The organism is Methyloprofundus sedimenti (genome assembly GCF_002072955.1).
GTDB classification, from domain to species: Bacteria; Pseudomonadota; Gammaproteobacteria; order Methylococcales; family Methylomonadaceae; genus Methyloprofundus; species Methyloprofundus sedimenti.
Window position 1 is genome coordinate 192065 of record NZ_LPUF01000001.1, and the last position, 26151, is coordinate 218215.

The window sequence follows — 26151 nt, forward strand, 5'->3', positions numbered from 1 at the left end:
TTACCTCACTAAGAAACGTAGTTCAAATATGACAGGTACCAGGGCAGCACTTTTGTTGCAGACAAACCGGTACTCTGTCCTAGCGCAATAACCGCGTTGTAATAAACATTCTTAATTGGCATCCCTTGTTTAAGTGCCAATACGCCTCGAATAGCACTATCGCGCGTATGCCAGTCAACATTAAAGGACATTGAGCAATCTAAACTGCGGACGTGATGCAACATCCCTGATGGCATGTAAAGCATATCTCCTGGTTCTACAATACACTCTTGAATTTGCGCACCCCGATAAAGCGGATGACGTATAAAGTCCGGATTTTCCGCATCTACCTCGCTCCAACGCCATTTATAGCAATAACAAGATGACAGTTGATCATGCTGTAATAAGATAAAGCGTTTGCGGCCCTTGACTTGAAAGAACAGGTTATGAGTCAGCAGGCAATCGAAATGCAAAGGAGTTAAGCTATGGCTAGGTCCAAAAAAGAATTGAGCGTACTTAGTCCAATCACTTCGATACCACTCTGGAAAATAATCGGATGGAAAACCAACCAGATCATTGGCCGCATTTGGCAAAACACTCAATAACGGTAAGTCGTGCAAATATGGTGGCCTATCTATGGCCGAAACTTCATTCCTTTGAAGCTCAGTTTCAAATATTTCTACTTGATCCAGGTAATCGTTCAATCGTGTTGTTACTGTCATCAGGTTTGCTACACCTTCATCTTTTAAACCTTGTTTAAGAGTAACTGTACGATCACCAGAAATTTCACGAAGATACGCAGTTTCCCACTTAGAAAGTGCCAAACAATTTTTTAATACCCCTGAAACCACCACAGGACGATTCTTTAACACATAATTGGTAAAGAAACTTTTGGCTGACAAGCTCTCTCTACGATCTATTTCAGGATAATGATTTATTACCTTTGCTCTTGTTGTAGCCGAATTTGCTGATAAGTCAGCTGCAGGCTTTACTTCAATTAATGTTTCCATTTTCTCTCCTATAGAACAGCGAAGCATTTTCTGTAAACTGTCGGCATGATGTCAGTTGTGACCTAATAAACTTTCATCCTTATGCTATTTAGTCGCGTTCCTTTTATAGCCAAAGCCGCCATAAACCCAACTAAAGGGTCAATCGGATATAAATACCAAACACCTTGATGTTTAGGCTGAGTAAGTATTTCTATAACCCTCGACGTTTCAAGATGTCTTAGGGGTACGTTATACACCTTTGCATTTAACGAAAAACCTAAGCCGCAACACTTGGCAAGCGCTTCCTTTCGCGTCCATCCTCGAAAAAATGCATTCATTTTGTCTTCTTCTGGAATTTCATCCAGTTCCAGCAATTCATTCTCAGAAAAAATAATCGGGGCTAATTCCCACCAAGCCATTCTGTGGTTAAGAAGTTCTATATCGATACCAACTTGTCGCCGATTTGCAAACACGTAAACTGCTGAATTAGCTGCATGGGATAGGTTAAATTCAAGTCCATCACCCACCAATAAACCTGTTAAATAAGGTTTTCCATAAGTCCCATAAGTGAATCTAACTTGTTCGGGAGTAATACCGAGATAATTTCCCAACAATTCACGTAATATTCCGCGCGCGATGATATATCTATTTCTATCCAGGCCTCGAACAAAGCTTTTTGCCCGTTTTCGTTCATCTTTCGATAATGTTCCAAAGAAGGTTTCTAGTCTATCTTGTGTTGCAATCAATGATGCAGACCAAATATGAACTTCTTCTGGCTGGAGTTGCACTTCATCATTAACTGATAAAGCGCAGTAGATATTCCTACTACCTAACCAGTCTACTGACTGAGTAGATGCCATTATCAGCTCTCCGTCTGACTAACTCTATTATCCTGATTTTCCGCCATTGCTTTGCGCAAACTCAAAGGGCGCATATCCGTCCAGACCTTTTTGATATACTCCAGACATTCCTGTTTTAAGCCTGTTTGACCGACTGTTTTCCAACCTTTTGGCACTTCTTTATATTCAGGCCAAATGGAGTATTGTTCCTCATGATTAACAACCACATGGTAAATTGTTGTATCTTCCTCTTCATCCCAAGCCATAGCTTATCCTTAGTTAAAATTTAAGAAATCGAATATATTTTGAGCTCAATTTTAATTGCAGAATAAGAAAATTGAATTTATTATTTATTTTTCTGAAATTGAGCGGTAATCAATTTTTTCACTCTTTGTTGTTTAGAGTTATGACCTTGACGTACCAGCCTTTAAAAGACTCACTAGGAAATGATAAATTTTCTTAATGGAATAGCTTTGCTTGCCTTATGCGGATAAATCCGCACCTGCATTTTAGTTTTTTTTGCTGAAATTTTCGGATTCAAAGCGTTGTTGAAGCAAGGATTTCCAGTCCACGAAGGAGATAGGGAATAAGCCAAATTCTGGTCGGGACAGCGAGTTTTCGCACGATACGCCGATCCGAGCATTAATACAAAACCGTTAAATACGCTGATACATTCACTACTTTGGCGCCTGTTGCCTGGGCTAATGATGCGATAATTGCTCTAGGATTATTCAATTTATAGTCACCTGTAACACCAATGTCAGACAGCTTTTGATTACCTAATATAATAATACCTGGCTGATAACGGTCAATTTCGGCAATTATTTCTCCCAGCGGAAGATTGTGAAATTTAAAACGGCCTTCTGTCCAGGAAAATACCGCACTTGATTGATCAGTTTCTATCACTTTGAACTGATTTTGTGTTTTTTCTAGCTGTTCGCCAGCAATCACTATGTCTGTATTATCAGCATTATTTGCTCGATATGCGACAATGCCCTGTTGTACAATCAACGGAGTATTACTCTCAGTATTGACGATAAAACGTGTGCCGACAACTCGTACACTTTCTTCCTCAGTTTTAACTATAAAGGGGCGTGTTATATCGGGCTGTATGTTAAAAAAGGCTCGACCGCTTAATAAGTCAACATTTCTGCCATGCTCATCGTACGATACCTTAATTGCACTATCGGTATCCAACATCACGCTTGAACCATCAGCCAGTATCAATGTTTGTTGCTGACCCACTGTGGTGTATAGATCAGCAGTCAGCCTTTGTAGCATATTGCCTTGAAAAATACCCCAGACGCTCAATAACAAAGTTGCGACTATTGCTAGCCCCGGCCTAAAACGGCGAGTTTTTGCTGACTTTTTGTGACTAATTCTCTGCTCTTCAATTTGTAATGCCTGTACAAATACCTCCGAACCCCATAGCTGTGCAATTTGCTCATATGCCTGTTTGTTTTCCGGGTTTTCTGCACACCAATTTAAAAATTCAAGTTGAACGGATGCTTTGACTGGCGTTTCTTCTAATCGAGTAAACCATTCTAAAGCCTGCTCACTGGCACTGCTTATTGAAGGAAGCTCATTATTATCATTTTTTTCAGAATTGTATTTGGTCATATTTGATATTATCAATATTACGAATTAAATGCCTTTAAAGACCTAGACGTTTAACAGTAAATAATAACACACTGAAATACCAAATTACTCAGTTTAATTGGCCATTAAAAATTACCTCTCAGATTACAATGTCATGCCTCTTTTCTAACTTTGAAAAACAAATAGTTCTGCGTGTTAAATGCTTTCCATGTTCTAAAGTTTAGATTTTTTCACCAAATTTACGGCCTTAAAAGATATGCGCTTTATTGCACTGATACTAGAAGACTAGTAGCAAGGAAATCCTTACAGTTCGACAAGTTTTTACAAGCAAAAACGGGAGGTACGGGTTTAATGAACCTGGTTTGCAGAGATTTGACGTGTAATGGCAAACTAGCGCGACAACCTATCAGAAACGATTGAAAGCAGCTATGTCCGATGATAAAGATGCGGCAACAAAACCACAATGTTTAACACATTGGAGCAATGTAATGTCGGGCAAAAAAGCATGCCCGACCTACCTGGTTGCGGCTGACCGCTTTTGATTCTTTTGGTTTTGCTAAAGAACCTCGCGTCTTTTGAACATTGACCACTGCACCAATACACCCGTGATTACCAGAGCTAAGAAAAGTGCCGCTTCGGTAGCGGGGGAGGCGATAATGGCATTCACAATTGCTGCTGCGCCCGCAAGTGATGAGAGAATAATTATCGTCCAGTCCATTAATAGCCAAGCTATAATCGAGCCAATTAGTCCTGTGATTAAGACTGCGCTGATCGGAGCGGGATCAATTCCAAGCTTGGCAGACAGCACAATGGCAAGATAGCCGGCTGCGTAAAAACCACCGAGGGCAAAGGCGACACGCTGGTAAATTACCGATAGCACGACGCTAATTATTCCTACCGTAATTGCGACAGAAATGATGACCCACATGGGCTGACCCTCGAACCAGATTTCAGCGAGTTCGGCACCAATTAAAAATCCTGCTAACATGATAAATAACCAAAAAATGTTACGTCCTGCCAGAAGTAAGGCGCATCCGAACACAATGTGCAAGATGCTTTCATCTGTTACTAAATTCATATCATTCTTCTCAAAATAGGCTCAACAGGTATACCAGGACTGAACCAAAGAAACTCAAGGGATCAAACTCGATTTAACAGATTAATCCATATATATCCTATGCTAAATATCCATTCAACCGAGTCTAATGGAATGGTCCTCCTCACTGCCTAAAACGGCTTCAAATGAGCCATGATGCAAGTTTTACAGCAAACATCAAAACAGAAGTGAGACAAACCATAAACAATAATACTGCAAAAGGACTGATTACAGTAAAAATCCACTATACTGGACCCTTTAATTTTAGCTGACTATCATGCCAGTCACACACAACTCATCCGCTAAAGCTTCTTCGCTTCCTGTCCGCCTTCAAGGAGTGATCGCACGATCACTCCTTTTTTGATGCATAGACTTGCTAATTCGCAGATCTATGCTCATCAAAACCAGGCCCGCTGCAAAGAGGAACACCTCCCGGTCCGACGACAGGAAAAGCACCCTGCGGACAGTCTATGGGTTCGGGATCCCTGCCAACCGGTACTGCTGGTGCACGGCAAATACATTCACCATTTTCATCGATTGAGGGCTCTACCCCTTCTCCGCAATCAGTATTGGGGCAGGCCAGGGCGTCATTTCTCCCCTCTTGTTGTTCCATGCAGGCCGCCCAGGACGGGGCATCAGGATTGTCCCATGGCAATGGCATAATGGTCTCCGGCAACCCGGGCCGCGAGGGAACGGCCTCATCATTGGTTGTAAAACAGTCCAGCATCGCCTGTTGTACACCGGACAAAGCACTGCAGTTATTACAATCACCGGTGTCAGGACTACAGTATTCATCTCCGCCTTCATTACCGCTTGCATCAGGTGGACAGTTGTCTTCCCAGGCCCAGCAGAAAAAATCATCATCGTCCTCATCTTCATCTGATGGCGGCTCCGGAATAGGTTCCAATGCTGGCTGTTCTGATGGCGTTTCATCATGGATGATCTGTTTTAAAACAAGTTCCGCGTCACTTTTTAATTCTTCGTTATTAGTTTCCTTTAAATAACTTCTGTTGAAAACAAGAAGGTAATAGTCATCCTCTTCTTCCAAACAGACCTTAGGGCATCTGTTCCTGTCATTGGTCAGTTCCGCGTTGCTTAAAAAGTCTTTCAAAAGTGCTATTTCTTCTTCCGTAAATTCTTCAAGCACCTCATTAAATGTCTTTTTCAATTTGTTTGTTAATTTTTTGTCACCTCGCTGTCCTCTTATTAACGGATCGTTGCAATTGTCGTTTTCCGCAGGCGCTGGAGCAAAACCGAAACGGGTCGCTTTACCCTGATTTACAACTGCAACAAAACATGCCTGCTGACCTTTTTGTTCGGCCAACAGCGTTTCGGTAATGCATTCCATGTAATTTTGTGAATCCCCCAACAAACCGACTATACCGGCATTAGCACTGCCACCTTTAGACCCTTCAGGACAATCTCGCGATTCACGCAGGGTGTCGAGAGGCATGCCATAGGCGGTCATTTTGTTGTCAATTGCTTGTTGCACTACGGGTATATTTTTACCATTTTCAGAACAGACATCCCGTTGGCACACATAACCCAATTTAATATCAAAAACCGGGCTGATCATATCGGTTAGCAGACACGATGCGAGACCTAATCGTCGTGGGTTAATCAATGCATCCAAAGTAGCCGTAGCGGAAACGCAATTTCCTGTAGCTTTGTCGATCTCCTTGAATCTCAGGCTTTCACACAAAGGACCCACGGCAACCATTCTGTCCAGTTTCATATCGTACAACCAATACCCCGCGATATGAATCGGGCTGTTGCGATCCATGAAAACGTCACCAAGGGCCAATCGATGACCCTTGATAAATTCGTACATTAGAGTTGGTCCGTATGCTTTGGTAATATCTTGAACAATTATGAAGAGATTAGCCGTTGAATAGAGCAAATAGGAGCGCGCACGGCTTAAAAATTCCTTATTATGCCCAAACCGCCGCAGTGTACTTTCGTAGGCCGTGACCAGATCCCGGCTGAATGACAAGGCTTCTGCCATGGAATAGCATTCCATACCCTGTACAATGCGCGCGAGCGAATCAGCATATAAACTGGGTTTAGCTTCTGCCAGACCCAAAGCCCATTGATTAAGCACACCGTCGCTTACAATATCAGGGCATCTTTTCAGGTCCCGCTTATCAGCACGCGTCCAAGAACGCTCTGCATAGCCACCCACTCGATGTGTGCGAAATTCATATAAAAATGTGGTTAAAACGATTTCATTGAAGGTCGCGAGTTTTTTAGTGGTTGCAGACTTGTTCAAACGGGTAATAAAGCCAATTCTTTTTTGATATAGGTCCTTCAGGTGCTGGCTAATTTTTGCAGCTTTTTGTCTGATTTCTTCGGTTTTCTTTTTATTATCCGCAGTTCTGAAAGCGATAATCGTCTTGTTATAGTCCTGTTTTGCCTTTAAAACCAACTGGTCAAGCTTGATTTCTTTTTTGAGAATTCCTGCTGTCCGTGGTTTGGCATAAGTTACCTCAGCTAGTGAAATGAGGGTTAACGAACATACTATGGTAAAAACCCCAAACAGTCTTTTTTTAAACATGAATATCCTCTTTATTCCAGTTAGTTATATACTGATTTGTTTAATTTTTTCAATAATACCTGTCTACGCCTTAATGGCAGTTAATCATAATTTTAAAAAAGTGTAAACCAACTGATATAACTCACTGTCCAGTAGCGTTGCTTTATACCGCCCTTCCCATAAGCTACCTGTACGCAGATCTTGATGATTGAAATATTGAATATAATAACGACCTGATGACTGCATCACTTCGCTGATGCTATTTGCTACATGCGGCGTTATTAATATAAGCCTATGGTTTGTCACCAACACATAGGCATGGAAATCACACGGGTATTTTTGGCAGGCCTATTTCAGGATATTCAGATAATATTGATATTTTTCATTTGCAACAAACCCAACTGCTCGATTATTGCCGCGCTGATGCTGAGACTGACCGGGGATGACACTCAAGCATAGTGTGACACCACGTCGGGTTAAATTGCGATCCTTTCCAGTATCTAAATTTGAGTCCGCAAACCATCAACAAGGCTGACTCATCAATTAGTTTTCTCTTGCGCCTTTTCCTGACCAAAGAATCCAGACCATAAGCCCTGGAAAAAATATTTGGCATTGGTGCCCAAGGTTTGCGTACGGTAGCCACCTTCTTGAACAACAACGATGTGATATTTTGTTTCGCCAATCAATTGGCCAATTTTGAAGAAGTCTTCATAGTTATGGCTCCAGGTTCCGGTCGGATCAGACTTTGCAGTATCCAGTCCCAAAGACACCACAAGGTAGGCGGGATTAAAGACCTTAATACGCTTTATCGCAGTAGCTAACGTACGGCGGTATTTCTCTGCATCAATATGTTCCGCTAGTGGATAATTAATATTAAAACCTTCTCCTTCCTTGCTACCAATTTCATCTTTAAAACCGGAAAAATGCGGATATGCGAAGTGTGGATCACCATGAATCGACACCGTGAGTACATCACTACGTTCATAAAAAATATCTTGTGTACCATTTCCGTGATGGAAATCGATATCAAGTACAGCAACTTTGCCATAGTTACTCAGATGATGGGCGGCAATAGCGGCTGAGTTAAAGTAACAAAAGCCACCAAAGGTACGGCGCTCCGCGTGATGGCCTGGCGGGCGTACCAATGCATAAGAAATATGCGCGCCATCCAACACGGCGTTAGCCGCTGTTACAGCACAATCAACCGCGCCTCGTGCAGCCTGATAAGCATTGCTGTTTAACGGCGTGAAAGTATCTAAGCAATAGTAACCGACTTGCAGTTCGATATCTTTTGGTGGTCGTTCCAAGTTACGTAAGGGAAAAATTATGGGATATATCGATTTTCCCGGCGGTAGTGCAGCACATGCCCGACGTAAATAATCCACATAGGCAGGAGAGTGGACCTTTTTAATAAAAGCTTCGCTGACGCGCCTGGGTTCGATTCGTTTAAACAGTTGCGTTTTGCCCAAAGCAGTAAGGATTGTCGACAGGCGCACCGGTGCTTCAACATAGCCCCGATCCTTCACATGGTGAATACTGTGTCCTTCATTGACCACCAGCACAATCGACTCCATGTCCTTGTGGCTACGAGTGATGGCAACAGGCTTATGTATGTAGCGCGGCTCACGGAAACGTAAGTTTTTGTCAGTAAATGACTGGACGACATCATCAATCTGGTTCTGTGGAATAAGTTCCCCGTACTTACGCTCCAGGATTGCACGAACGATCTTCTGTGCCATGCCGCTTTTGATTGTTTTTTTGGTTCCCAGATCATCCATCATCAGGTAATACAAGTCTTCATCACCCGGATTGACTGGTGTCGCATAACTATCGTTAACGATGGGGTAGACACCGTAACGTTCATAGAATTTTAAACGGGCTATGTTTTGCTTCAAAATAACCGGATCTTTGATTTGCTCCGGATCATCGATGGAACACTCAAAGAACAAACCCTTGACCTTCAGTAGCAAACATTCTTCACGCAAATACTCATACAGGGCACCACCAATGCCTCCACTGGTCTGTCCAAGCGCAGCAGAAATCAATTCCAGGTAAGCAATGTTGATATCCGGAAAATGCAGTAACATGGCAAATCCCTTGACCTTACCAACAGCGTTTTCAGCAACAAATAATATTGAGCGATACTTATATTTGAGCGGGTCGTTTAGCTGTTCTGGAAGCTTATTGAACTCCTCCTTGCGAGCAGCCGGAAATTGCTGCGTGAGAATGGACAAAACCTGATTTATGGCCTCACAATTTGCACTGGAGGTGTTATCGAGGACTTTACGGATTCTAAACATTGATGGTTATACCTGTAACCTTAAAAAAAGACTGGCACGCCACAGCGTACCAATCGCCCTAATGACTGCATCACTTTGCCGATGCTATTTTCTGCATGCGGCGTGATTAACAAGTGAATATAGTTTGTCATTAACACATAGGCAAGTAAATCAAATTGCTATTTTTGGCAGGATTATTTCAGGATTCTATGATAATAGTGATCATCTTTATCTGCAACAAACACAGCTTCTCGATTATTGCCGCGCTGAATCTGATGCTGAGACTGACCGGGTATTACAAAGCGAGGAAGACGAGCCATAATTTAAGGCCGAAATATTAATCTCTGCGGGTCGAATTCCCCGCTGCTTGCGGCGGGGTTGTTCATTAATTTGGTTAATTATAGTATATCAACCGAGCCTGACTTTTTTGAGTCTCCATATTCCCATGCGGAGTATGGGAATATAAACAAATTTTATTTATTTGGTGATGAGTTAAACGTGTATGAGCGAACTAGGCGTTTTTTATCAAAACGAATAACCAGATCCTGGGTATCTGCAGGACTAAACAGGGAATAATAATAGTCTGCATATGTCCAGGTAACAAAACCATCTTCAATACCCGTGCGCCACGGTTCTCCAAACATTTCCCTGACTTCCTGCTGGGTGGTTTCACCGATTTTAAGCTCTACAACTCGAGACACGGGGAACTCCTGCCCGACACTGGCGCAGCCAGTAGAAAAGATGACAAAGCCAGCACTGATTGAATATATAACTATTACTCTGAAAACTCTTAATAAACTTAACAAACGTAAAGCACTCATAATTTTTCCTTTAAAATAAAAATAAATCATATCCGAGATTACAACACATTTTTACTAGCTTTAGTTTTACTTTACTCCCTGCAGTTCAAAATGTTCCGACGCTCTCCACGTTCGATGATGCTGATGCAGGAACAAAAGACTGTTTTGTAAATCATCGTTTATTAAATAAAAAATGAGCTGGTTGTAACTGCAATCATAACTGATAATAGCAAGAAAAATGGCGTGTTAAAGCAACTGCTCAGCTTGCTAGTAGATTACTGGCTTACAAAGTTGGTCAAAAAATAAGGCTATGTCATCGTTAAGTATGGAACTTCATATAACAAGAGCGTATAAGTAAACAAAGCACATGTAAATTAAGGAGATAGTTATGAAAGCTCCAGAGTTTTTAGAGTTCATTTCCGAAATAAATCAACTTGACCACCATCAACGCACTGGATCAACTAGAGGACGAACCGAAGGTTTATGATTGAATTGAAACAATATTCGATAGCAAAGGTCAATGCCCTCATTGCTCCCATACTGAAAACCACAGGCATGGAATCATCGTTCCCACGCTCTGCGTGGTAATGCATTGTTAGACGCTCCAGCGTCCCGAATTAAAACGACGCAGGAGCGTCAAGAGCTGAGTTCCCACGCAGAGCGTGGGAACTATAGGTTTTTTTTGGAGTGAAAAATGAATTATAAAATCCCTTTATTGCCCCTGGTTGAAGACATAGAAAGCAAAGCCGTTTTAAAAAAAGCAGCTAAAGCACATCAAGCCTTGGCTGAGTTGAAAGGCATTGTAGCCACCATTCCCAATGAAAGCATTTTGATCAATACTTTATCCTTGTAGGAAGCCAAAGACAGTTCGGCGATAGAAAACATTATCACCACTCATGATGAGCTGTTTAAAAGTGATAATATCAGTCAGCAATTCGCTTCTTTAGCAGCGAAAGAGGTGTTTAATTATGCGACGGCTTTACAGGATGGCTTTAAGCAAATTAAGCAACGCGGATTATTATTTTAATTTAAGAATAGCGAACAATCAAAATAAGCCTAACATGCACATAAAAGTGATTTTTTTGGATATAACAAATATGTTGTCATCCATAACGTGAGTAAAAAATTGGATTTGTTACCCCTATAAATAAAACATGTACCCTAAATAGCGATTTCTTACGTAGGTTGTTAAATGGACTAGTTCCCACGGTCTCCGTGGGAACTCATAAGGGGACGCTCTGCGTTCCGTGACTCAGAGCGTGAGGAGCGAGAAAAAATAGCGATTTTTACCCCTAATGAATCGTTGCTAAAGTCATCTTTTCAGGTATATACTTGCAGTGTATATTTTTATTAAGAGGTTCATCAAATGATACAAGGCTCAATATTTGTCAATAATAAAACACAGGCGGTACGCTTACCTATTGAGGCACGGTTTGATGATAATATTAAACGTGTTGTAATCCGTAAGGTGGGTAAAGAGCGTATATTAAGCCCATTGGAAAATACCTGGGACAGTTTCTTTTTAAACGAAGAGGCGGTGAGTGATGATTTTTTAACTGAACGCGCCGAACAAACCGAATCTGTCCGCGAGGCATTTTGATGTTGAAATACATGCTTGATACCAATATTGTAATTTACGTTATCAAGCGTCGGCCCATTGAGGTGTTAGCAACGTTTAATTTACATACAGGGCAGTTATGTATTTCCAGTATCACCTTAGCTGAGCTATTACATGGTGCTGAAAAAAGTGAACGCCCTGAGCATAATTTAAGACAGGTAGAAGACTTTGTATCGCGCCTGGATGTCTTAGACTATGGTAGTAAAGCCGCTGAACATTACGGAAATATCCGTGCTAGTCTGGAAAAACAAGGTAAAACCATTGGGGTGAATGATTTACATATTGCAGCACACGCTCGTAGTGAAAGTTTAATTTTAGTCAGTAATAATTTAAAAGAATTTAAACGAGTTGAGGCGTTGAGACTGGATAACTGGGTATAACCTTCATTATTTAAGGAAAGTTAATGAGTTACGAGTATTCTGAAGATGGTTTGGTTGAAGCTGCTGCACAAGAAGTCCTGGAGGATTTAGGCTGGATTGTTGAATATGCCTGGGCTAGGGAGGGCTTAAGCCCAGTAGACGATAAACTACGCAAAAAGGGTTTATTAGGCCGAATCAATAAATCCGAAGTGCTGCTAGTGCGTTATCTCTTGGCTGCCTTACAAGAACTCAATCCCAACTTACCCGCCACCGCATACCAACAAGCGGTTGATCTACTAAACGGCACTATTGCTGATAAACATTTAGCGGCGATTAATAAAGAAAAGTATCATTATCTGGTTAATGGCGTTCCTGTCAGTTTTCAGGATGAAAAAGGCGTGTTGCAAAAAAAACTGTTGCAGGTAATTAACTTTGCCGAGCCTGTGAAGAACGATTTTAGAGCGGTACGTCAGTTTGAAGTGGTGGGTAAGTTGTATAACCGCCGCCCTGATATAGTCGGCTTTGTGAATGGTATTCCTTTGGTGTTTTTCGAACTAAAAGCCCATCACACTGATTTACGCCATGCTTTTGATGATATTCTTTGCACTTATAAAGCAGATATTCCTGAAATATTACAATGCAATGGCTTTATTATCCTGAGTAATGGCACTGATGCACGGGTCGGCACAGTGACCAGTCCGTATAAATTCTTTCTGGAATGGAAGCGGATAAACGAAGATGATGCCGGCTTAGTCAGTCTTGATACCTTGCTTCGAGGCACTTGCGATAAAACTCGTTTGTTAGACTTATTTGAGAACTTAGCTAAGGAAGAAGCCGAAGTTAAGAAAGTGGCTAAAAAGACTCTGGAATCGTTAAAGGCTGAAAAATTGAAGATTGATCGTTGGCGCGAAAGTGAACAGGTTAGTTCTCAGGTTAAAGTAATGATTTCTGATGCGCTAGAATATTTACCACCTGAGCCTTATCCTGATGATGAATTAGCGGATATGAGTTTAGCTGTGTATCAGCATGTGTATAGTCATTATCAAGGTGGTGGTGCTAGTAGTTATGATGTGATTTAACGTTTTATGAAGTGTTAAGGAACGTACATGAAATAACTTAAACAAGTTAAAAATCTGTAGGATGGGCAAAGCAATAGCGTGCCCATCAAGCTACTGATGGCTGTACTATATAAAGATGGGCACGAAAAAGACCTTTGCCCATCCTACCAGTTGCTTATATTATTTCGTGCATGTTCCTAAGTTGCTTAATGATTTCGATAAAAAATAATGAAGGTATTTAATGGGTGGTATGGGATCTGAAAGCTGAATGCGTCTTGGGAGTATATCTACGGTTGATTCTCAGCATGAAGATTTCTATGATCGTCAGCTATCAAAGGCTCAATCGATATGAACAAAGTTGGGTGGATCAGGGAGTTTAGCGAGGCGAGCCAGTTCCCTAAAAAGCCAAAAGGAATGCATTGGCAAACATCTAGAAAACTTCACTTGCAATCAATGAGAGCTGAAGGGAGTTATTTGCAGAAAATGGATAAGTTTTTTAATCGATTTTCTTGAACAGATAAATCCATAGATACTTGCTATTAATTGTATTCTTATTGCCTTTTTATATGCTTGGCAATGAGTGCCTTAGATAATTATATTATCGCAGGTAAAAAGGTGAAATTTATTTAAAACGTCAACCCACTATCAACTCAGAAAACAGGGTTAAAGTTAAACAAAATAACAAACCTTAAAACCTATTAAAAATCTAGTAATTAATGGTGCGCCCGAGACGATTCGAACGTCCGACCCCTGCCTTCGGAGGGCAGTACTCTATCCAGCTGAGCTACGGGCGCTTATTTGAACTTGGTATTTTAACCTATACTCTTCATTTACGATAGCATCGATTTTAAATGCGCAAGGTTCGCTTTGCCGCGTATCTTCTGCTCTGCTTCATCTACAGGTTTTTTACTCGGCCACTCTAAATCCTCCTCGGGCAGTTCGGCTAAAAACCGGCTGGGTTCGCTTTCTGTAATATCTCCATAACGTTTACGGTGAGTACAATAGCTAAAGGTACATGTATGCTGCGCACGGGTAATACCCACATAGGCAAGGCGGCGCTCTTCTTCTATATTGTTGCTTTCGATGCTGTTTTGATGGGGCAGGATATTTTCTTCGATACCGATTAAAAAAACATGCGGAAATTCCAGACCTTTGGCTGCATGTAATGTCATTAAACTGACTTGATTTTCAGCCTGGTTATCCTGGTTACGGTCCAGTATATCCATTAATTGAATTTTAGAGACAATATCATCCAGCCCCTTTTCTGCTTCACTTTCATCTTCGCTTTTTGCGATACGCTGTAGCCATTCAAGCAGTTCTGTAACATTTTTAATTTTCCGTTCTGCGGCTTGCTGGGTATTGCTGTTTTCCTGTAGCCATTGGTGATAATTAATTTGCTGTATAAAAGCATTCATTTCGGCAAAGGTGTCGCCGGTCTGCATCGCTGCAGCTGTTTTGTGGGTCCACTGACAGAATTTTTGCAGTCGTGCCAGCGCTGCCTGGGGGAGCTTTTCTCTGACGCCCATTTCAGAACAGGCACTGAACAGGCTAATATGCCGTTCATTAGCATACGCACCCAGTTTTTCTAATGTCGTCGGGCCAATTTCACGGCGCGGGGTGTTCACTATGCGCAGAAAGGCGGCATCGTCATCTGGATTTACAAATAATTTTAGATAGCTGAGTATGTCTTTGATTTCTGCATATGCAAAAAACGAGGTGCTACCGGTAATAAAATACGGGACATCAAACTCGCGTAAGCTGCGTTCAAATAAGCGCGACTGATGGTTGCCCCGATAAAGTATCGCATAGTCGCCATAATCAGCCCCGGTTTTGAACTTATGGTGCACGATTTCCGAAACAATTTGTTTGGCTTCTTCGTTATCATTTTTATGGGTTAATACGCGTAATGGCTCGCCAAATCCCATATTGCTCCATAATTTTTTTTCAAATGCATGCGGATTATTAGCAATGAGCTGGTTGGCTACTTTTAAGATCCGTCCATAAGAGCGGTAATTTTGCTCCAGCTTTATCACCGTTAAACGGGCATAGTCTTTTTGTAATTGTGCCAGGTTTTCTGGCTGTGCGCCTCGCCATGCATAGATGGACTGGTCATCATCACCGACTACGGTAAATTTGCCCAGCTTGCCAACTAGTAATTTCACTAATTGATATTGGGTAATATTAGTATCCTGATATTCATCGACCAGTAAATAACGAATTTTATTTTGCCATTTCTCCAGGATCTCGGCATGGTTTTGAAATATTAAAACCGGCAGTAAAATCAGATCATCAAAATCAACGGCATTGTAGGCTTTTAAACTGCGCGTATAGTCGACATAAATCTGTGCCGCAATGTTATCATCTAAACTGGCATGGCTTAAAGCCTGCTCGGGCGTGATAAAAGCATTTTTCCATTGACCTATCTTGCCGGAATAAATATCCACGCTATCAATATCGTAATTAGCATTACTATGGCTAATCAGATTTTTCAGCAGGGTAATTTTATCTTGTTCATCAAATAAAGAAATACCAGCTTTATACTGCAGGATTTTATGCTCTTTGCGCAGTATATCCAGCCCTAAGGAATGAAATGTCGAGACACGTAAACCGCGCAATTGCTTGTCATCTAATAATTTACTGATCCGTTCCTTCATTTCCCGCGCGGCTTTGTTGGTAAAGGTTAGCGCTGCGATATGGCGTGCCGGCAGGCCTTGTTTAACCAGATAAGCAATTTTTTCGGTAATTACGCGGGTTTTCCCGCTGCCAGCACCGGCTAGTACTAGCAAAGGGCGGTCTATGGTTTTTACTGCGCGCTGTTGTTCGGGGTTGAGTTTGGGCATTAAGGTTGACGGTCTAATTTACGGTAGCTAATGGCTTCGCTTAAATGTGGAATTTCTATCTGTGCTGATCCGGCTAAATCAGCAATAGTACGGGCCAGTTTTAAAATTCGGTGGTAGGCGCGATGGGATAGGCCAAAGGTATTCATGGCTTGTTCTAATAATTGATGACCTTGTTCAGTAAGTGTGCAAATCTGTTTTACCTCGGCTGCTGTCAGCTTACTGTTCGCTTTTCCTGAGCGTGTTATGGCTATATTGCGTGCATTAATCACACGCTGGCGTATAGTTGCGCTGCTTTCTTCGCCTTCAGGCGATCCTTTACGTAACACTTCATGCGAAACACGCGGGACTTCCAGATGCATATCAATTCGGTCTAATAACGGGCCGGAGATTTTACCACGGTAACGGGAAACTTGTTCCGATGTACAATGGCAACGACCTGACGGATCTCCCAGGTAACCGCAAGGGCAGGGATTCATAGCTGCAATGAGCTGGAATCGTGCAGGAAAGTCAGCCTGTCTTGCCGCGCGCGAAATGGTGATATGTCCGGTCTCTAAAGGTTCGCGTAATACTTCCAGTACTTTGCGATCAAACTCAGGCAATTCATCTAGAAATAACAAGCCATTGTGCGCCAAAGAAATCTCCCCGGGCTGTGGATTGCTGCCTCCTCCCACTAAAGCTGGCGCAGAGGCAGTATGGTGCGGCGCTCTATAAGGCGGCTTAAGCCAGTTATTGGCATCAAAACGGATATCACTAATAGAGACTATCGCTGCACTTTCCAACGCTTGTGCTTCGGTCAGAAGCGGTAAAATACTGGGCAAACGGGATGCCAGCATGGATTTACCTGTCCCGGGAGGGCCGAGCATCAGGAGATTATGTAAGCCAGTAGCCGCGATTTCCAGGGCTCGTTTTACATGAAACTGCCCCTGCACATCAGCAAAGTCCAGATCAGACTCATGCATATCAACATCAGGTATTTGCTTTGCTTGCACAGGGAGGCGTTGCTGACCATTCAGGTGCGCACAAATTTCCAGTAAATGTTGTGCCGGAAATAATTCTGCATTTTGTACTAATGCCGCTTCATGTGCATTTTCTAACGGTAAAAACAAGGCTCTCTTTGCTTCTCGTGCTTGTAATGCAACCGGCAATACGCCCTTTACACTGCGCAATTCACCGCCTAATGACAGTTCGCCGATACTTTCATATTTCGCCAGCTCAATACTCGAAATTTGTCCCGATGCAGCAAGAATGCCTAAGGCGATCGGCAAGTCAAAGCGCCCGCCTTCTTTGGGCACATCTGCCGGAGCCAGATTGATGGTAATGCGCTGCATGGGAAATTGAAAATGCGAATTAATAATCGCACCGCGTACCCGATCCTTACTTTCCTTAACGGCTGTTTCCGGCAGACCCACTAGATTTAGCGCAGGCAAACCATTGGAAATATGCACTTCTACCGTGACCAGAGGTGCATCAATTCCTGATCTGCCTCGACTATAGGCGATAGCAAGTGACATCTTCAATTCCTTGATTTTTCATAAGATCGTAATGATAAAATAAGACTTATTGTACCTGTTACCATGAATATTCTTGTAAACATATCAAGCTTATATTAAAAACCTGCTATAGAGTGTATCTCTGCTGGATTGATCAGGAGCTGTTGTAATGGACAGACCCCGTTTATCTAGCCTGTATGCTTGTAATCTATCTGCTTTAATTCGCCCTGATAGTAACGCTACTCTGTCCACCGCCTAATTTCTGCACAACAATCTGTGCACCAATCCGCTCTACTAAAACGGCGACATGCGAAATAACGCCCACTTTGCGCCCTAATGATTGCAAGGTATCTAAACTCGCAATCGCAATATCCAGTGTTTCCTGATCCAGGCTACCAAAACCTTCATCAATAAACAGCGATTCAACCTGAGTTTTATTCGATGACAATGAGGCCAGTCCTAATGCCAGAGCCAGGGAAACCAGAAAGCTTTCACCGCCGGATAGACTATGCACGCTACGAACTTCATCTGCCATATCACGATCAATTACCTGTAATTCCAGATCACTACCCGGTACTCGTTGTAACATGTAGCGTCTGGCAAATTCCTGTAAATGACTGTTGGTATAAGAAAGTAAGGTTTCCAGCGTGAGGCTTTGGGCAAATACACGGAACTTCTGGCCACTGCTTGAACCTATTAACTCATTAAGACTTTCCCATTGTTCCCAGCTTTGTTGCTGTGTTTGCAACTGATCTTGCAGGACTTTTCCCGTGGCAATTTTTTCATCATCCGAGCGCAATGCAAAAGCATTATTTTCTTTATCCTGGGTTAATTTATCCTGCTCTCCGGTAAGCTGCTCTATTTGCTCGCGGATATGCTCTTCCAGTTCTTCCGGGGCGTCGCTTTGATGTGCTGATATATTCTGTGTGCTAATTTTTAATGCCGCCTGTGCTTCCTGCAAGGCGATAGCTAAAGCCTGGTTTTTTTCTGTCTGTGTCTTTATCCAGGACTCATCTTTACTCAATAGGCTTTCGAGCGTTTGCTTACTTATCTGTTGCGCTTGTAATGCTGCGGTCAGGTTTTGTTGGGCAATAATATGATTTTCTGCACGTCTCTGTTGTTCTTTTTGCCAGTGCCCTATTGCAGCCTTGCTCGTTTCAACATCTGTATTGGCGGTTATTATCTGTGCCGCTGACTCCTGTTTTTTGGCTTCTGTCTGATGCAATGTCCGATCCAGATTTGCTGCATATTCAGTAGCGGATATACCACTAAAATATTGGCTGCGTTCGGCCAGCAAAACTTGTTGCTGCTGCGTATGACGATCCAGTTCCTGTTTATATTGCAGGTACAGTTTAGACTGCAGCGTTTGCTCTGATTCAGCGCCAAGCAATGCTTTCTCAAGTTGCAGGCACTGTTCCTTTACCCGTGTTTGTTGTTCAGCTTTTTCTTGCCATAGGCTCACAGCTGCGCGTATTTGCTGCAAAAATGCGTCTCCTGCCTGAGTCAGATCGGCTTGCCAATGATCAATTTGTTGTAACGGAATACTGAGTATTTCGATTAAGTTTTTAAGTTCATGTTTAACACGTTGTACACTTTCTTTTTTAGCGCTCAGATTACTGCATAGCTCGGCTAGTTTTTTGTCTAGCGCGGCTGTTGCAACCGATTTATCTATATAGAGCTGATTCAACTGCTCAAACTGGAAACGCATTTTTTTAAGCAATTGCTGTTGCTGCAAAGCATCCTCTTCCTGCCGCTTAAGCTTTGCATACTCAGCCTTTAAAGCATCACTTTGATTGCCCAATCCGATGACATATGCTTCTTGTATATCAACCCACTCTGTTTTATTGTCCAGGGCAATGAGTAACCATTGTTCATGCAAATGACTCTGTGTAATTTTCGCCTGGCCTATGCGCCCGGAACTGAGCTGCTGATTTTTGTCTGCCTGCTTAATTATCCCGAGTTGTTCACTTAAATCCTGTATTAGCTGTTCTTTTTCCGCTTGTAGCGTATTTAATCGTGCTTGCTGGTCGGATAAAGGTTGCTTGATGGGTTGCAATAAATCAGCCCATGGATGTTCAGCGGCGCCACAAACCGGGCAGGGTTGCTGATCTTTTAATAAGGCACGCAAATCTTCTGCTGATTTTTGACTGGCGGCCTGCATTAGGTCAAATGCCTGTTGCGCCTCTTGCAGCTGAGATTGCTTATTTACTTGCGCAAGTTGTATTTGCGCTTTTGTGGCATTCGCTAGCAGTAGTGCGTTCTCTGCCTGACGTAGCTCATTCTGATCATCTAGCAGGTTTGCCTTTATCTCCAGTGCTTTTACAGCAATACCGAGGGCTGCATCAAGATTTTCTTTGTGCTTTTCCAGCTGTGTTTTTTGCTGATGTAAGTCAGTAAGAGACAGTTCATTTGCCTGATGTTCTGCCTGTTTGAGCTCTACTCCCAGGCTATTTTTATCTGTTAGTGCCTGATCTTGTTGCGCCTGTAAAGCCTGCAATTTACTTTGCTGCTGGCTAATATGGTCTATTAAAGTTGCTTCCAGTTGAACGTGCTGCTGCAACTCTTTATCCAGAGTGATGTATTCCTGTATTCCTGTATTTCTGTTTCCCATCTCCCCCATTGATTCGCCAATGGCAGAATATGACTATGCTGCTCTTGCCAGAGTGTTATTTGCTGCAAACTATGTTCAAGCTGGTCTTTTTGACTGCTTAGTGCCTCAAGGCTTGTTTTGGCTGTTTGCCATTTTTCCTGCTGAGTAACCGTCTCCTTGGCTAAGCCTTGGAGTCGGGAATGACTATCATCTATTTGTGTATCCAGTTTACGCGCGGCAATCAGTAAGGGCTGTGCTTCTGCGTGCTGTTGCTGGGCAAGATTATAAGCCTGATGGTGCGCCTCTAATTGCTTATTAATCCTGGAGACCTTATCTGCCGCTGCATTCAGTGTACTTTGATACTCTTGCAGCCGTGTATCGGCATCCAGACATTCATTTGCCACGCTTTGTTCATGCAGCAATAAGGTACGTAACGGCTGTGCCTGTTCAACCTGCTTTAATAATTCTCGTTCTGCAGCATTGCTATCCCACATACCCTGACTTTGCTGAACTTTTTCTTGCGTAATTTGCTGTTCATTTTTAAGTGTTGTCAGCTGGATATACCAGGCAATAATTTTTTGTTTGTCTACCAGACTTTGCTGAATAATCGCTAATTGGCCAGTCAACAGTAATTTCTCTTGTTCCAGTTCTGCTCTTGCCTCTCTCTCTAGCGGTACTTTATCTGCCATTTTTTCCAGGATACGATCCAGTTGCTTCTTTTCCTGTTTGGCGCGTTCAAAGGCAGCAATAGATAATTCACTGTAAATATCCGTGCCGGTAATTTTTTCCAGTAAGCTGGAGCGCTCATCTTTTTTAGCCTTTAGAAAAGCGGCAAAATCGCCTTGCGCGAGTAAAACAGAACGGCGAAACTGATCAAAATTTAATCCGATTCGGGCGACAATCGCCTGTTGTATCTCTTTTTTTCCCTGACCGATGTATTCCCTGGTAAGCAGATTTTGTAAGCTAATTTTCTGCGCCTGTAGGCGGCCATCCACTTTAGCGCGGGCCCGGCTAATTTCCCAGCGCGCCCGATAACTGTGTTTATCTTGTCCTGTAAAATCGACTTCTGCATAAGCTGTCGCAGTACCACGTCGTAAAATTGAACTGACGTCATGACTTTTAACACGTACCGATTCATCTTCATCTTTATGCCCGATCGAGACACCATGACCTTCCGGTAGACGTGGCATTTGATCATAAAGTGCCAGGCAGAGCGCATCCAGAATAGTACTTTTACCCGCTCCTGTTGGACCGGTAATGGCGAATAAACCCACTTGCTGTAATACACCTTCCTCCAGCAATACTTCAAATTCATTGGCTAAACTGGCTAAATTTTTTCCTCTAATGGCTAAAATTCGCATTATTCGCTTTCCTGCAGATCTTCATATAATTTATGAAACAGGCTCATCATTTCCAGCGGCGCATCCTGGTCATATTTACTCTGGTAACAGCGCTGGAAAACCTGTTCTGGTAGTAATTCTTCCAGGCGCTGCTCGTCAACGACATCTGCCAGTCCTTTTTCACTGCCTGAATATGCAGTGCTAATTTTTAGCAGACGTACCGGCAAATCGGCGACACATTGCTCGATTTGTTGCCTTAGGCCAGGCTCAGGTTTTTCCAGTGCAATACGTAATTCCAGTAAAGGCTGTTGCTCTATACTTAAATCTTTGGCAAAGGGATGCTCACTCAGACACTGCAATGCTCTTGCTAAATCAGAGTAATTTTTGCCATCAGGGATACGTAAAATTTCTACACTACGCGGCACCATAAGCGAATCTGTTGTTATATTTTTATCGTTATCTACAACAACCAGCACAACTTGATGCTGATAATGCTGTTCATCAAAAGACAAAGGTATTGGTGAACCACTGTAACGCACCGACTCGTTACCGCCTACGTTTTGGGCTAAATGTAGATGGCCTAAAGCGGTATAACAAATCTGTTCAGGAAAAATATCCACCGGCAAGGCATGTTGATTGCCTCCCAGAATTTTGCGCTCGCTTAATTCTGATATATTACCGTCGACCATATAACAGTGGCCGGTTAATAACAGGGCTTCATTTTGTTGTGCATTGTGCTGCAATTGCTGAATAAGCTGACTATATAATTCTCGTACTCCGGAAATCAAGGGATCATCTGTAGACTCAATACCGGGTAAATCCGCATGACGCAAAAATGGCATCGCACCACACCAGGCTTTTATTTCACCCTGAGAGTTTTTTAAAGGGACTAATAATCGTTGCCAATCAATTTCACCCCGCTCATCTCTTATCAAGCCACCGACAACAAACACACCGAGTGCATTTAAAATGGCCGCAGGTGCATCTAAACGAGCAGCGGAATCATGATTACCACCGACCAGGACGATATCGATATAAGGACATTTGCCACGTGCTTGCAGCAAAAAATCATACAACTGGGCTTGCGCAGCTGCGGAGGGGTTTGCGGTATCAAATATATCGCCAGCAACAATCAGGACATCAGCTTGTTGCTCCTCAAGTTGTAGTAATAACCAGCTCAGAAATTGCTGATGTTCATAAACGCGCGGGACACCATGCAGATGATGCCCCAGGTGCCAGTCGGCAGTATGTATTATTTTTAGCATGAGCAGGATAAATTGCCTGGAAAATATTTCATTTTGGATATGGATCGAGGGCTATATGATGTGCAGTCCTTAGCTTCAATTTTTCGTTTATCCAGCTTTGCGTCGCACGTCATTTGCCAATACAAAACGAACTAAAAATCTTGCCTAACAAGTCTTCGGATGTAAACTCACCGGTAATTTCCGCCAGGTGATTCTGTGCCTGCCTTAAGTCTTCGGCAACTAACTCGCCTGCTTGATGGTGTTGCAACTGGCCAAGCGCATTGTGTACGAACTCCTGACCCTTAGTTAAAGCATCTATATGTCTGCGTCGAGCAATGAAGACATTATCTGCTGCACCATCAAAACCGACACATTGTTTTAAATGTTGTTTTAATAAATCCATACCAATATCTTTTTTTATCGACAGATAAATTTGTGTAATATTGTCTTTTTCTACTATCGCGGGTGGAAGTTCCAGCAAATCAATTTTATTGTAAATTATGCTTAAGCTTATATGTTTAGGTAAGGTTTTTAATAGCTTATCTGGTTCGGGATCATTGACATCAATGAGTAATAAAATTTTATCTGCTTTTTGAATTTCAGCATGTGCACGGCGTATACCTTCCTGTTCGACTGCATTATCACTGTCATGTAGTCCGGCAGTATCGATAATATGCAGTGGCATACCATCAATTTGTATACGTTCTTTTAGTACATCACGCGTAGTTCCGGCAATGTCGGTAACGATAGCCGCTTCATGCCCTGCCAATGCATTAAGTAAACTCGACTTTCCTGCATTAGGTTTACCTGCAAGAACGACAGTCATACCATCGCGTAATAAACGACCTTGCTGTGCCGTTGCTAAAATATTCTGTATGCAATCTAAAAGGCGGATAACTCTTTTTTCGACGACCCCATCGCCCAAAAAATCAATTTCTTCGTCTACAAAATCTATCGCAGCTTCTACATAAATACGCAGATCGGTTAACTCTTTAACTAGCTCATTGACTTGTCTGGAAAAAACACCTTGCATGGATTGCTGTGCAGAGCGGGCTGATTTTTCGGTGCTGCTTTCTATCAAATCAGCAATTGCTTCTGCCTGCGCCAGGTCCATTTTGTTATTTAAAAAGGCTCTTTCCGAGAATTCACCTGGCCTGGCTATGCGTACACCTAAAGACAAGATACGCTTCAATAACATATCCATGATAACCGAACCGCCATGCCCCTGAATTTCGACAGTGTCTTCCCCAGTAAAGGACGCGGGATTTGGGAAAAAAATCGCTAAACCTGAGTCTATGATGCTGTGATCAGCATCATAGAAAGAAGAATAATGAGCATGCCGTGCTTGCAGATCTTTATTGATTAATTGCTCAGCTATTTGTTTCGCTTTATTTCCAGATATTCTGATAATACCGACGCCTCCATTTCCTGGTGGCGTTGCAATTGCTGCTATGGTGTCTTGATGAGTGATATTCATAAGTCGGGTTAATAAATACCTAAGTGAAAAATTAAAGAAAATCTAGGTGAAAAAAAGCTGGATTGGTGAATTCATCATTTAGCTGTATTGCTATGAATTTGCCGAACCCACAGCTAAATAATGGTATAAAAAAATAATTTAATCAGCTGAATACATTTTACAATCAGGCGTAAAAAAGCTTTAGCTATTTTCTTGTAACAGCAACAGCTAAAGCTATTGCACTCCTCATATTAAGAGATTCATATAATTATGTGTGTATTTAAAAGCGGGCTGAAACCACGCCCTAAAACTATTTGTAATGAAAAACTGTACTATAAGTCTAGTGCCTATTCTTTAAACAAAAAAGCCGAAGCAGCGTAAACTGATTCGGCTTTTTAAGGTTTATGGTGCGCTACTTTTAAGTTTTTCCAACAATTTTATTGGTTATATACCATTGCTGAATAATCGATAAAGTATTATTGGTTACCCAGTATAAAACCAGACCCGCCGGGAAGAACAAGAAAAATACAGTAAATACAATCGGGAACATACGCATGATTTTCGCTTGCAATGGATCCACAGGCGCAGGATTCAACCTTTGCTGCAGGAACATGGTAATGCCCATAATCACAGGTAAAACGAAATACGGATCTTTTACTGATAAATCATGAATCCAGAGTATAAAAGGCGCTTGTCTTAATTCAACAGTTTCAATCAATACCCAGTAAAGCGAAATAAATACCGGGATCTGTACCATAATCGGTAAACAGCCTCCCATAGGATTTACTTTTTCCTTACGGTATAAATCCATCATTTCCTGGTTAAAGCGCTGTCTATCATCGCCATAACTTTCTTTTAATTGCGCTAAACGTGGCTGCAGTTTACGCATGTTCGCCATCGATTTATAACTAGCCGCAGATAATGGGAAAAACAGTAACTTAATACAAAAAGTTACACCCATAATTGAAAATCCCCAGTTACCGATATATGAATGAATAAAATTCAATAAAGCATAAATAGGTTTACCAATAATAGTCAGCCAGCTGTAGTCGACAGTCAATTCTAAACCGGGAGCAACGGCTTCCATCATCGGCTGTATTTTAGGTCCAACAAATAACTTGCTGCTAAATACCAGGCTATCATTGGCTGCAACCGTTGCAGGATTGGAATATGAGCCAATCACAAAACGTGAATTACTTAATTCCTTGGTAAAGTAATGCTCCTCATTCGGTGCCGGAGGTACCCAGGCCGTTGCAAAATAATGTTGAATCATACCCGACCAACCACCAGTACTTGCGATTTTCAGGTCTTCTTCAGCCATGTCATCAAAATCGATTTTCTGGTATTTATTTTGCTCTGTGTAAACCGCAGCACCAGCAAAAGTACGAATAAAGGTATTACCTTTTCCATCACTGTAAGGTATTCTGAGCAATTGAGTATATTGTCTGCCTGTCCAGTCATTAGCAGACTGGTTATCAATTTTTTGCTCTAGGCCAATAACATAACTACCCCGAGTAAAAGTATAGGTTTTGTTATAACTCAAGCCATTATTATCTGTCCATGTTAAAGGAACAGTCAGCGTATTTTCACCTTCTTTAAGCTGATAGCGTGCCTGTGCAGAATTTAATTCGGTATTGTGGTTAGGTAGTTTGGTTGATTGGCCGCTTGTTAACAGACCACTTTGACCTAAAAATAGTTTTTCAGCACTACTATTAAATAGGCGAACTTTAGCATCTTCACCCTTTACAACAGTATAATCAAGTAAGTCAAGATTACGTAATGTCCCGCCTTGTGTGTCTATTTCTAATTTGTAGACATCTGTAGTAACAGTAATAATATTATTTGCTACATTTTCAGAAAACGGTAATTCAGCTGAGTCCTGATTATTATCAGCATTTATAGTAATGGGATTGCCATTCGCATCAATCGTTGTTTGAGCGGTTACTTCTGGCTTAGGGCCATAGTCAACTTGCCATGCTTCCCATAACATTATAGAAATCATCGAAAGAATGACGATGAGTACAAACCTTATATTCTCCATT

The 26151-nt window shown here is 42.0% G+C and carries 19 protein-coding genes, 1 tRNA gene and 2 pseudogenes; 5 read left to right on the forward strand and 17 right to left on the reverse strand.

The annotated features are described in order from the left end of the window. Positions 1 to 8: 8 nt before the first annotated feature. The 8 genes and pseudogenes from AU255_RS00730 to AU255_RS00765 form a co-directional block, all read right to left on the reverse strand. On the reverse strand, positions 9 to 989 hold the full coding sequence (locus AU255_RS00730) for a cupin-like domain-containing protein (protein WP_080521089.1): 981 nt from the start codon (positions 987 to 989) through the stop codon (positions 9 to 11). Between the two features lie 62 nt (positions 990 to 1051). Beyond that, positions 1052 to 1828, reverse strand: a complete 777-nt coding sequence (locus AU255_RS00735; protein ID WP_080521090.1) for a 4'-phosphopantetheinyl transferase family protein — start codon at positions 1826 to 1828, stop codon at positions 1052 to 1054. 2 nt (positions 1829 to 1830) lie between these two features. Further along, positions 1831 to 2073: an MbtH family protein gene (locus AU255_RS00740; RefSeq protein WP_080521091.1), complete on the reverse strand. Its 243-nt coding sequence runs from the start codon at positions 2071 to 2073 to the stop codon at positions 1831 to 1833. A 376-nt stretch (positions 2074 to 2449) separates the two neighbouring features. Further along, positions 2450 to 3427, reverse strand: coding sequence for a FecR family protein (locus AU255_RS00745; RefSeq protein WP_080521092.1), 978 nt, complete (start codon positions 3425 to 3427; stop codon positions 2450 to 2452). A 118-nt stretch (positions 3428 to 3545) separates the two neighbouring features. Continuing rightward, positions 3546 to 3636, reverse strand: a pseudogene (locus tag AU255_RS21535) (IS1 family transposase); the annotation flags it as partial. A 326-nt stretch (positions 3637 to 3962) separates the two neighbouring features. Beyond that, positions 3963 to 4484: a hypothetical protein gene (locus AU255_RS00750; RefSeq protein ID WP_080521093.1), complete on the reverse strand. Its 522-nt coding sequence runs from the start codon at positions 4482 to 4484 to the stop codon at positions 3963 to 3965. A 394-nt stretch (positions 4485 to 4878) separates the two neighbouring features. Further along, entirely contained in the window at positions 4879 to 7056 is a 2178-nt protein-coding gene (locus AU255_RS00755; protein ID WP_080521094.1) for a hypothetical protein, read from the reverse strand. Positions 7057 to 7574: 518 nt separating this feature from the next. After that, positions 7575 to 9335 carry a histone deacetylase family protein gene (locus AU255_RS00765; protein WP_080521096.1) on the reverse strand — a complete coding sequence of 587 codons (1761 nt, stop codon included), beginning with the start codon at positions 9333 to 9335 and terminating at the stop codon, positions 7575 to 7577. Between the two features lie 124 nt (positions 9336 to 9459). Between AU255_RS00765 and AU255_RS19975 the strand changes: the two genes are divergently transcribed. Next, positions 9460 to 9636: a hypothetical protein gene (locus AU255_RS19975; protein WP_158083020.1), complete on the forward strand. Its 177-nt coding sequence runs from the start codon at positions 9460 to 9462 to the stop codon at positions 9634 to 9636. A 151-nt stretch (positions 9637 to 9787) separates the two neighbouring features. On the opposite strand, the gene bamE is transcribed toward AU255_RS19975, so the two are convergent. Further along, the gene (bamE, locus tag AU255_RS00770; RefSeq protein WP_080521097.1) at positions 9788 to 10135 is read right to left on the reverse strand and encodes an outer membrane protein assembly factor BamE domain-containing protein; all 348 of its coding nucleotides are present in this window, start codon (positions 10133 to 10135) and stop codon (positions 9788 to 9790) included. A 673-nt stretch (positions 10136 to 10808) separates the two neighbouring features. Here bamE and AU255_RS20580 point away from each other — a divergent pair. From AU255_RS20580 to AU255_RS00790, 4 genes and pseudogenes are all read left to right on the forward strand, one after another. Continuing rightward, a pseudogene (locus tag AU255_RS20580) lies at positions 10809 to 11141 on the forward strand (Fic/DOC family N-terminal domain-containing protein). Between the two features lie 339 nt (positions 11142 to 11480). Continuing rightward, positions 11481 to 11714 (forward strand): type II toxin-antitoxin system VapB family antitoxin, encoded by a 234-nt coding sequence (gene vapB / locus AU255_RS00780; protein WP_080521098.1) that lies wholly within the window; start codon positions 11481 to 11483, stop codon positions 11712 to 11714. After that, positions 11714 to 12112: a type II toxin-antitoxin system tRNA(fMet)-specific endonuclease VapC gene (vapC, locus tag AU255_RS00785; protein ID WP_080521099.1), complete on the forward strand. Its 399-nt coding sequence runs from the start codon at positions 11714 to 11716 to the stop codon at positions 12110 to 12112. The genes vapB and vapC overlap by 1 nt, the downstream gene beginning before the upstream one ends. A gap of 23 nt (positions 12113 to 12135) precedes the next feature. After that, complete coding sequence (locus tag AU255_RS00790; protein WP_080521100.1) at positions 12136 to 13170, forward strand: type I restriction endonuclease; 1035 nt, start codon at positions 12136 to 12138, stop codon at positions 13168 to 13170. 696 nt (positions 13171 to 13866) lie between these two features. Here AU255_RS00790 and AU255_RS00795 read toward each other — a convergent pair. The 8 genes from AU255_RS00795 to yidC all read right to left on the reverse strand — a co-directional run bounded on the left by AU255_RS00795 (position 13867) and on the right by yidC (position 26150). Then, positions 13867 to 13943, reverse strand: a tRNA-Arg gene (locus AU255_RS00795). A 36-nt stretch (positions 13944 to 13979) separates the two neighbouring features. Continuing rightward, complete coding sequence (rep, locus tag AU255_RS00800; RefSeq protein WP_080521101.1) at positions 13980 to 15989, reverse strand: DNA helicase Rep; 2010 nt, start codon at positions 15987 to 15989, stop codon at positions 13980 to 13982. Continuing rightward, positions 15989 to 17500: a YifB family Mg chelatase-like AAA ATPase gene (locus AU255_RS00805; protein ID WP_080521102.1), complete on the reverse strand. Its 1512-nt coding sequence runs from the start codon at positions 17498 to 17500 to the stop codon at positions 15989 to 15991. The genes rep and AU255_RS00805 overlap by 1 nt, the downstream gene beginning before the upstream one ends. Positions 17501 to 17696: 196 nt before the next feature. Beyond that, positions 17697 to 20090, reverse strand: a complete 2394-nt coding sequence (locus AU255_RS00810) for an SbcC/MukB-like Walker B domain-containing protein (RefSeq protein WP_198942508.1) — start codon at positions 20088 to 20090, stop codon at positions 17697 to 17699. Then, entirely contained in the window at positions 20006 to 21430 is a 1425-nt protein-coding gene (locus AU255_RS00815) for an AAA family ATPase (RefSeq protein ID WP_080521104.1), read from the reverse strand. Before AU255_RS00815 ends, AU255_RS00810 begins: the two co-directional genes overlap by 85 nt. Continuing rightward, positions 21430 to 22674 (reverse strand): exonuclease SbcCD subunit D C-terminal domain-containing protein, encoded by a 1245-nt coding sequence (locus AU255_RS00820; RefSeq protein WP_080521105.1) that lies wholly within the window; start codon positions 22672 to 22674, stop codon positions 21430 to 21432. The genes AU255_RS00815 and AU255_RS00820 overlap by 1 nt, the downstream gene beginning before the upstream one ends. A gap of 109 nt (positions 22675 to 22783) precedes the next feature. Continuing rightward, positions 22784 to 24130, reverse strand: a complete 1347-nt coding sequence (gene mnmE / locus AU255_RS00825) for a tRNA uridine-5-carboxymethylaminomethyl(34) synthesis GTPase MnmE (protein ID WP_080521106.1) — start codon at positions 24128 to 24130, stop codon at positions 22784 to 22786. Positions 24131 to 24527: 397 nt separating this feature from the next. Continuing rightward, complete coding sequence (gene yidC, locus AU255_RS00830) at positions 24528 to 26150, reverse strand: membrane protein insertase YidC (protein WP_080521107.1); 1623 nt, start codon at positions 26148 to 26150, stop codon at positions 24528 to 24530. Position 26151 lies beyond the last annotated feature (1 nt).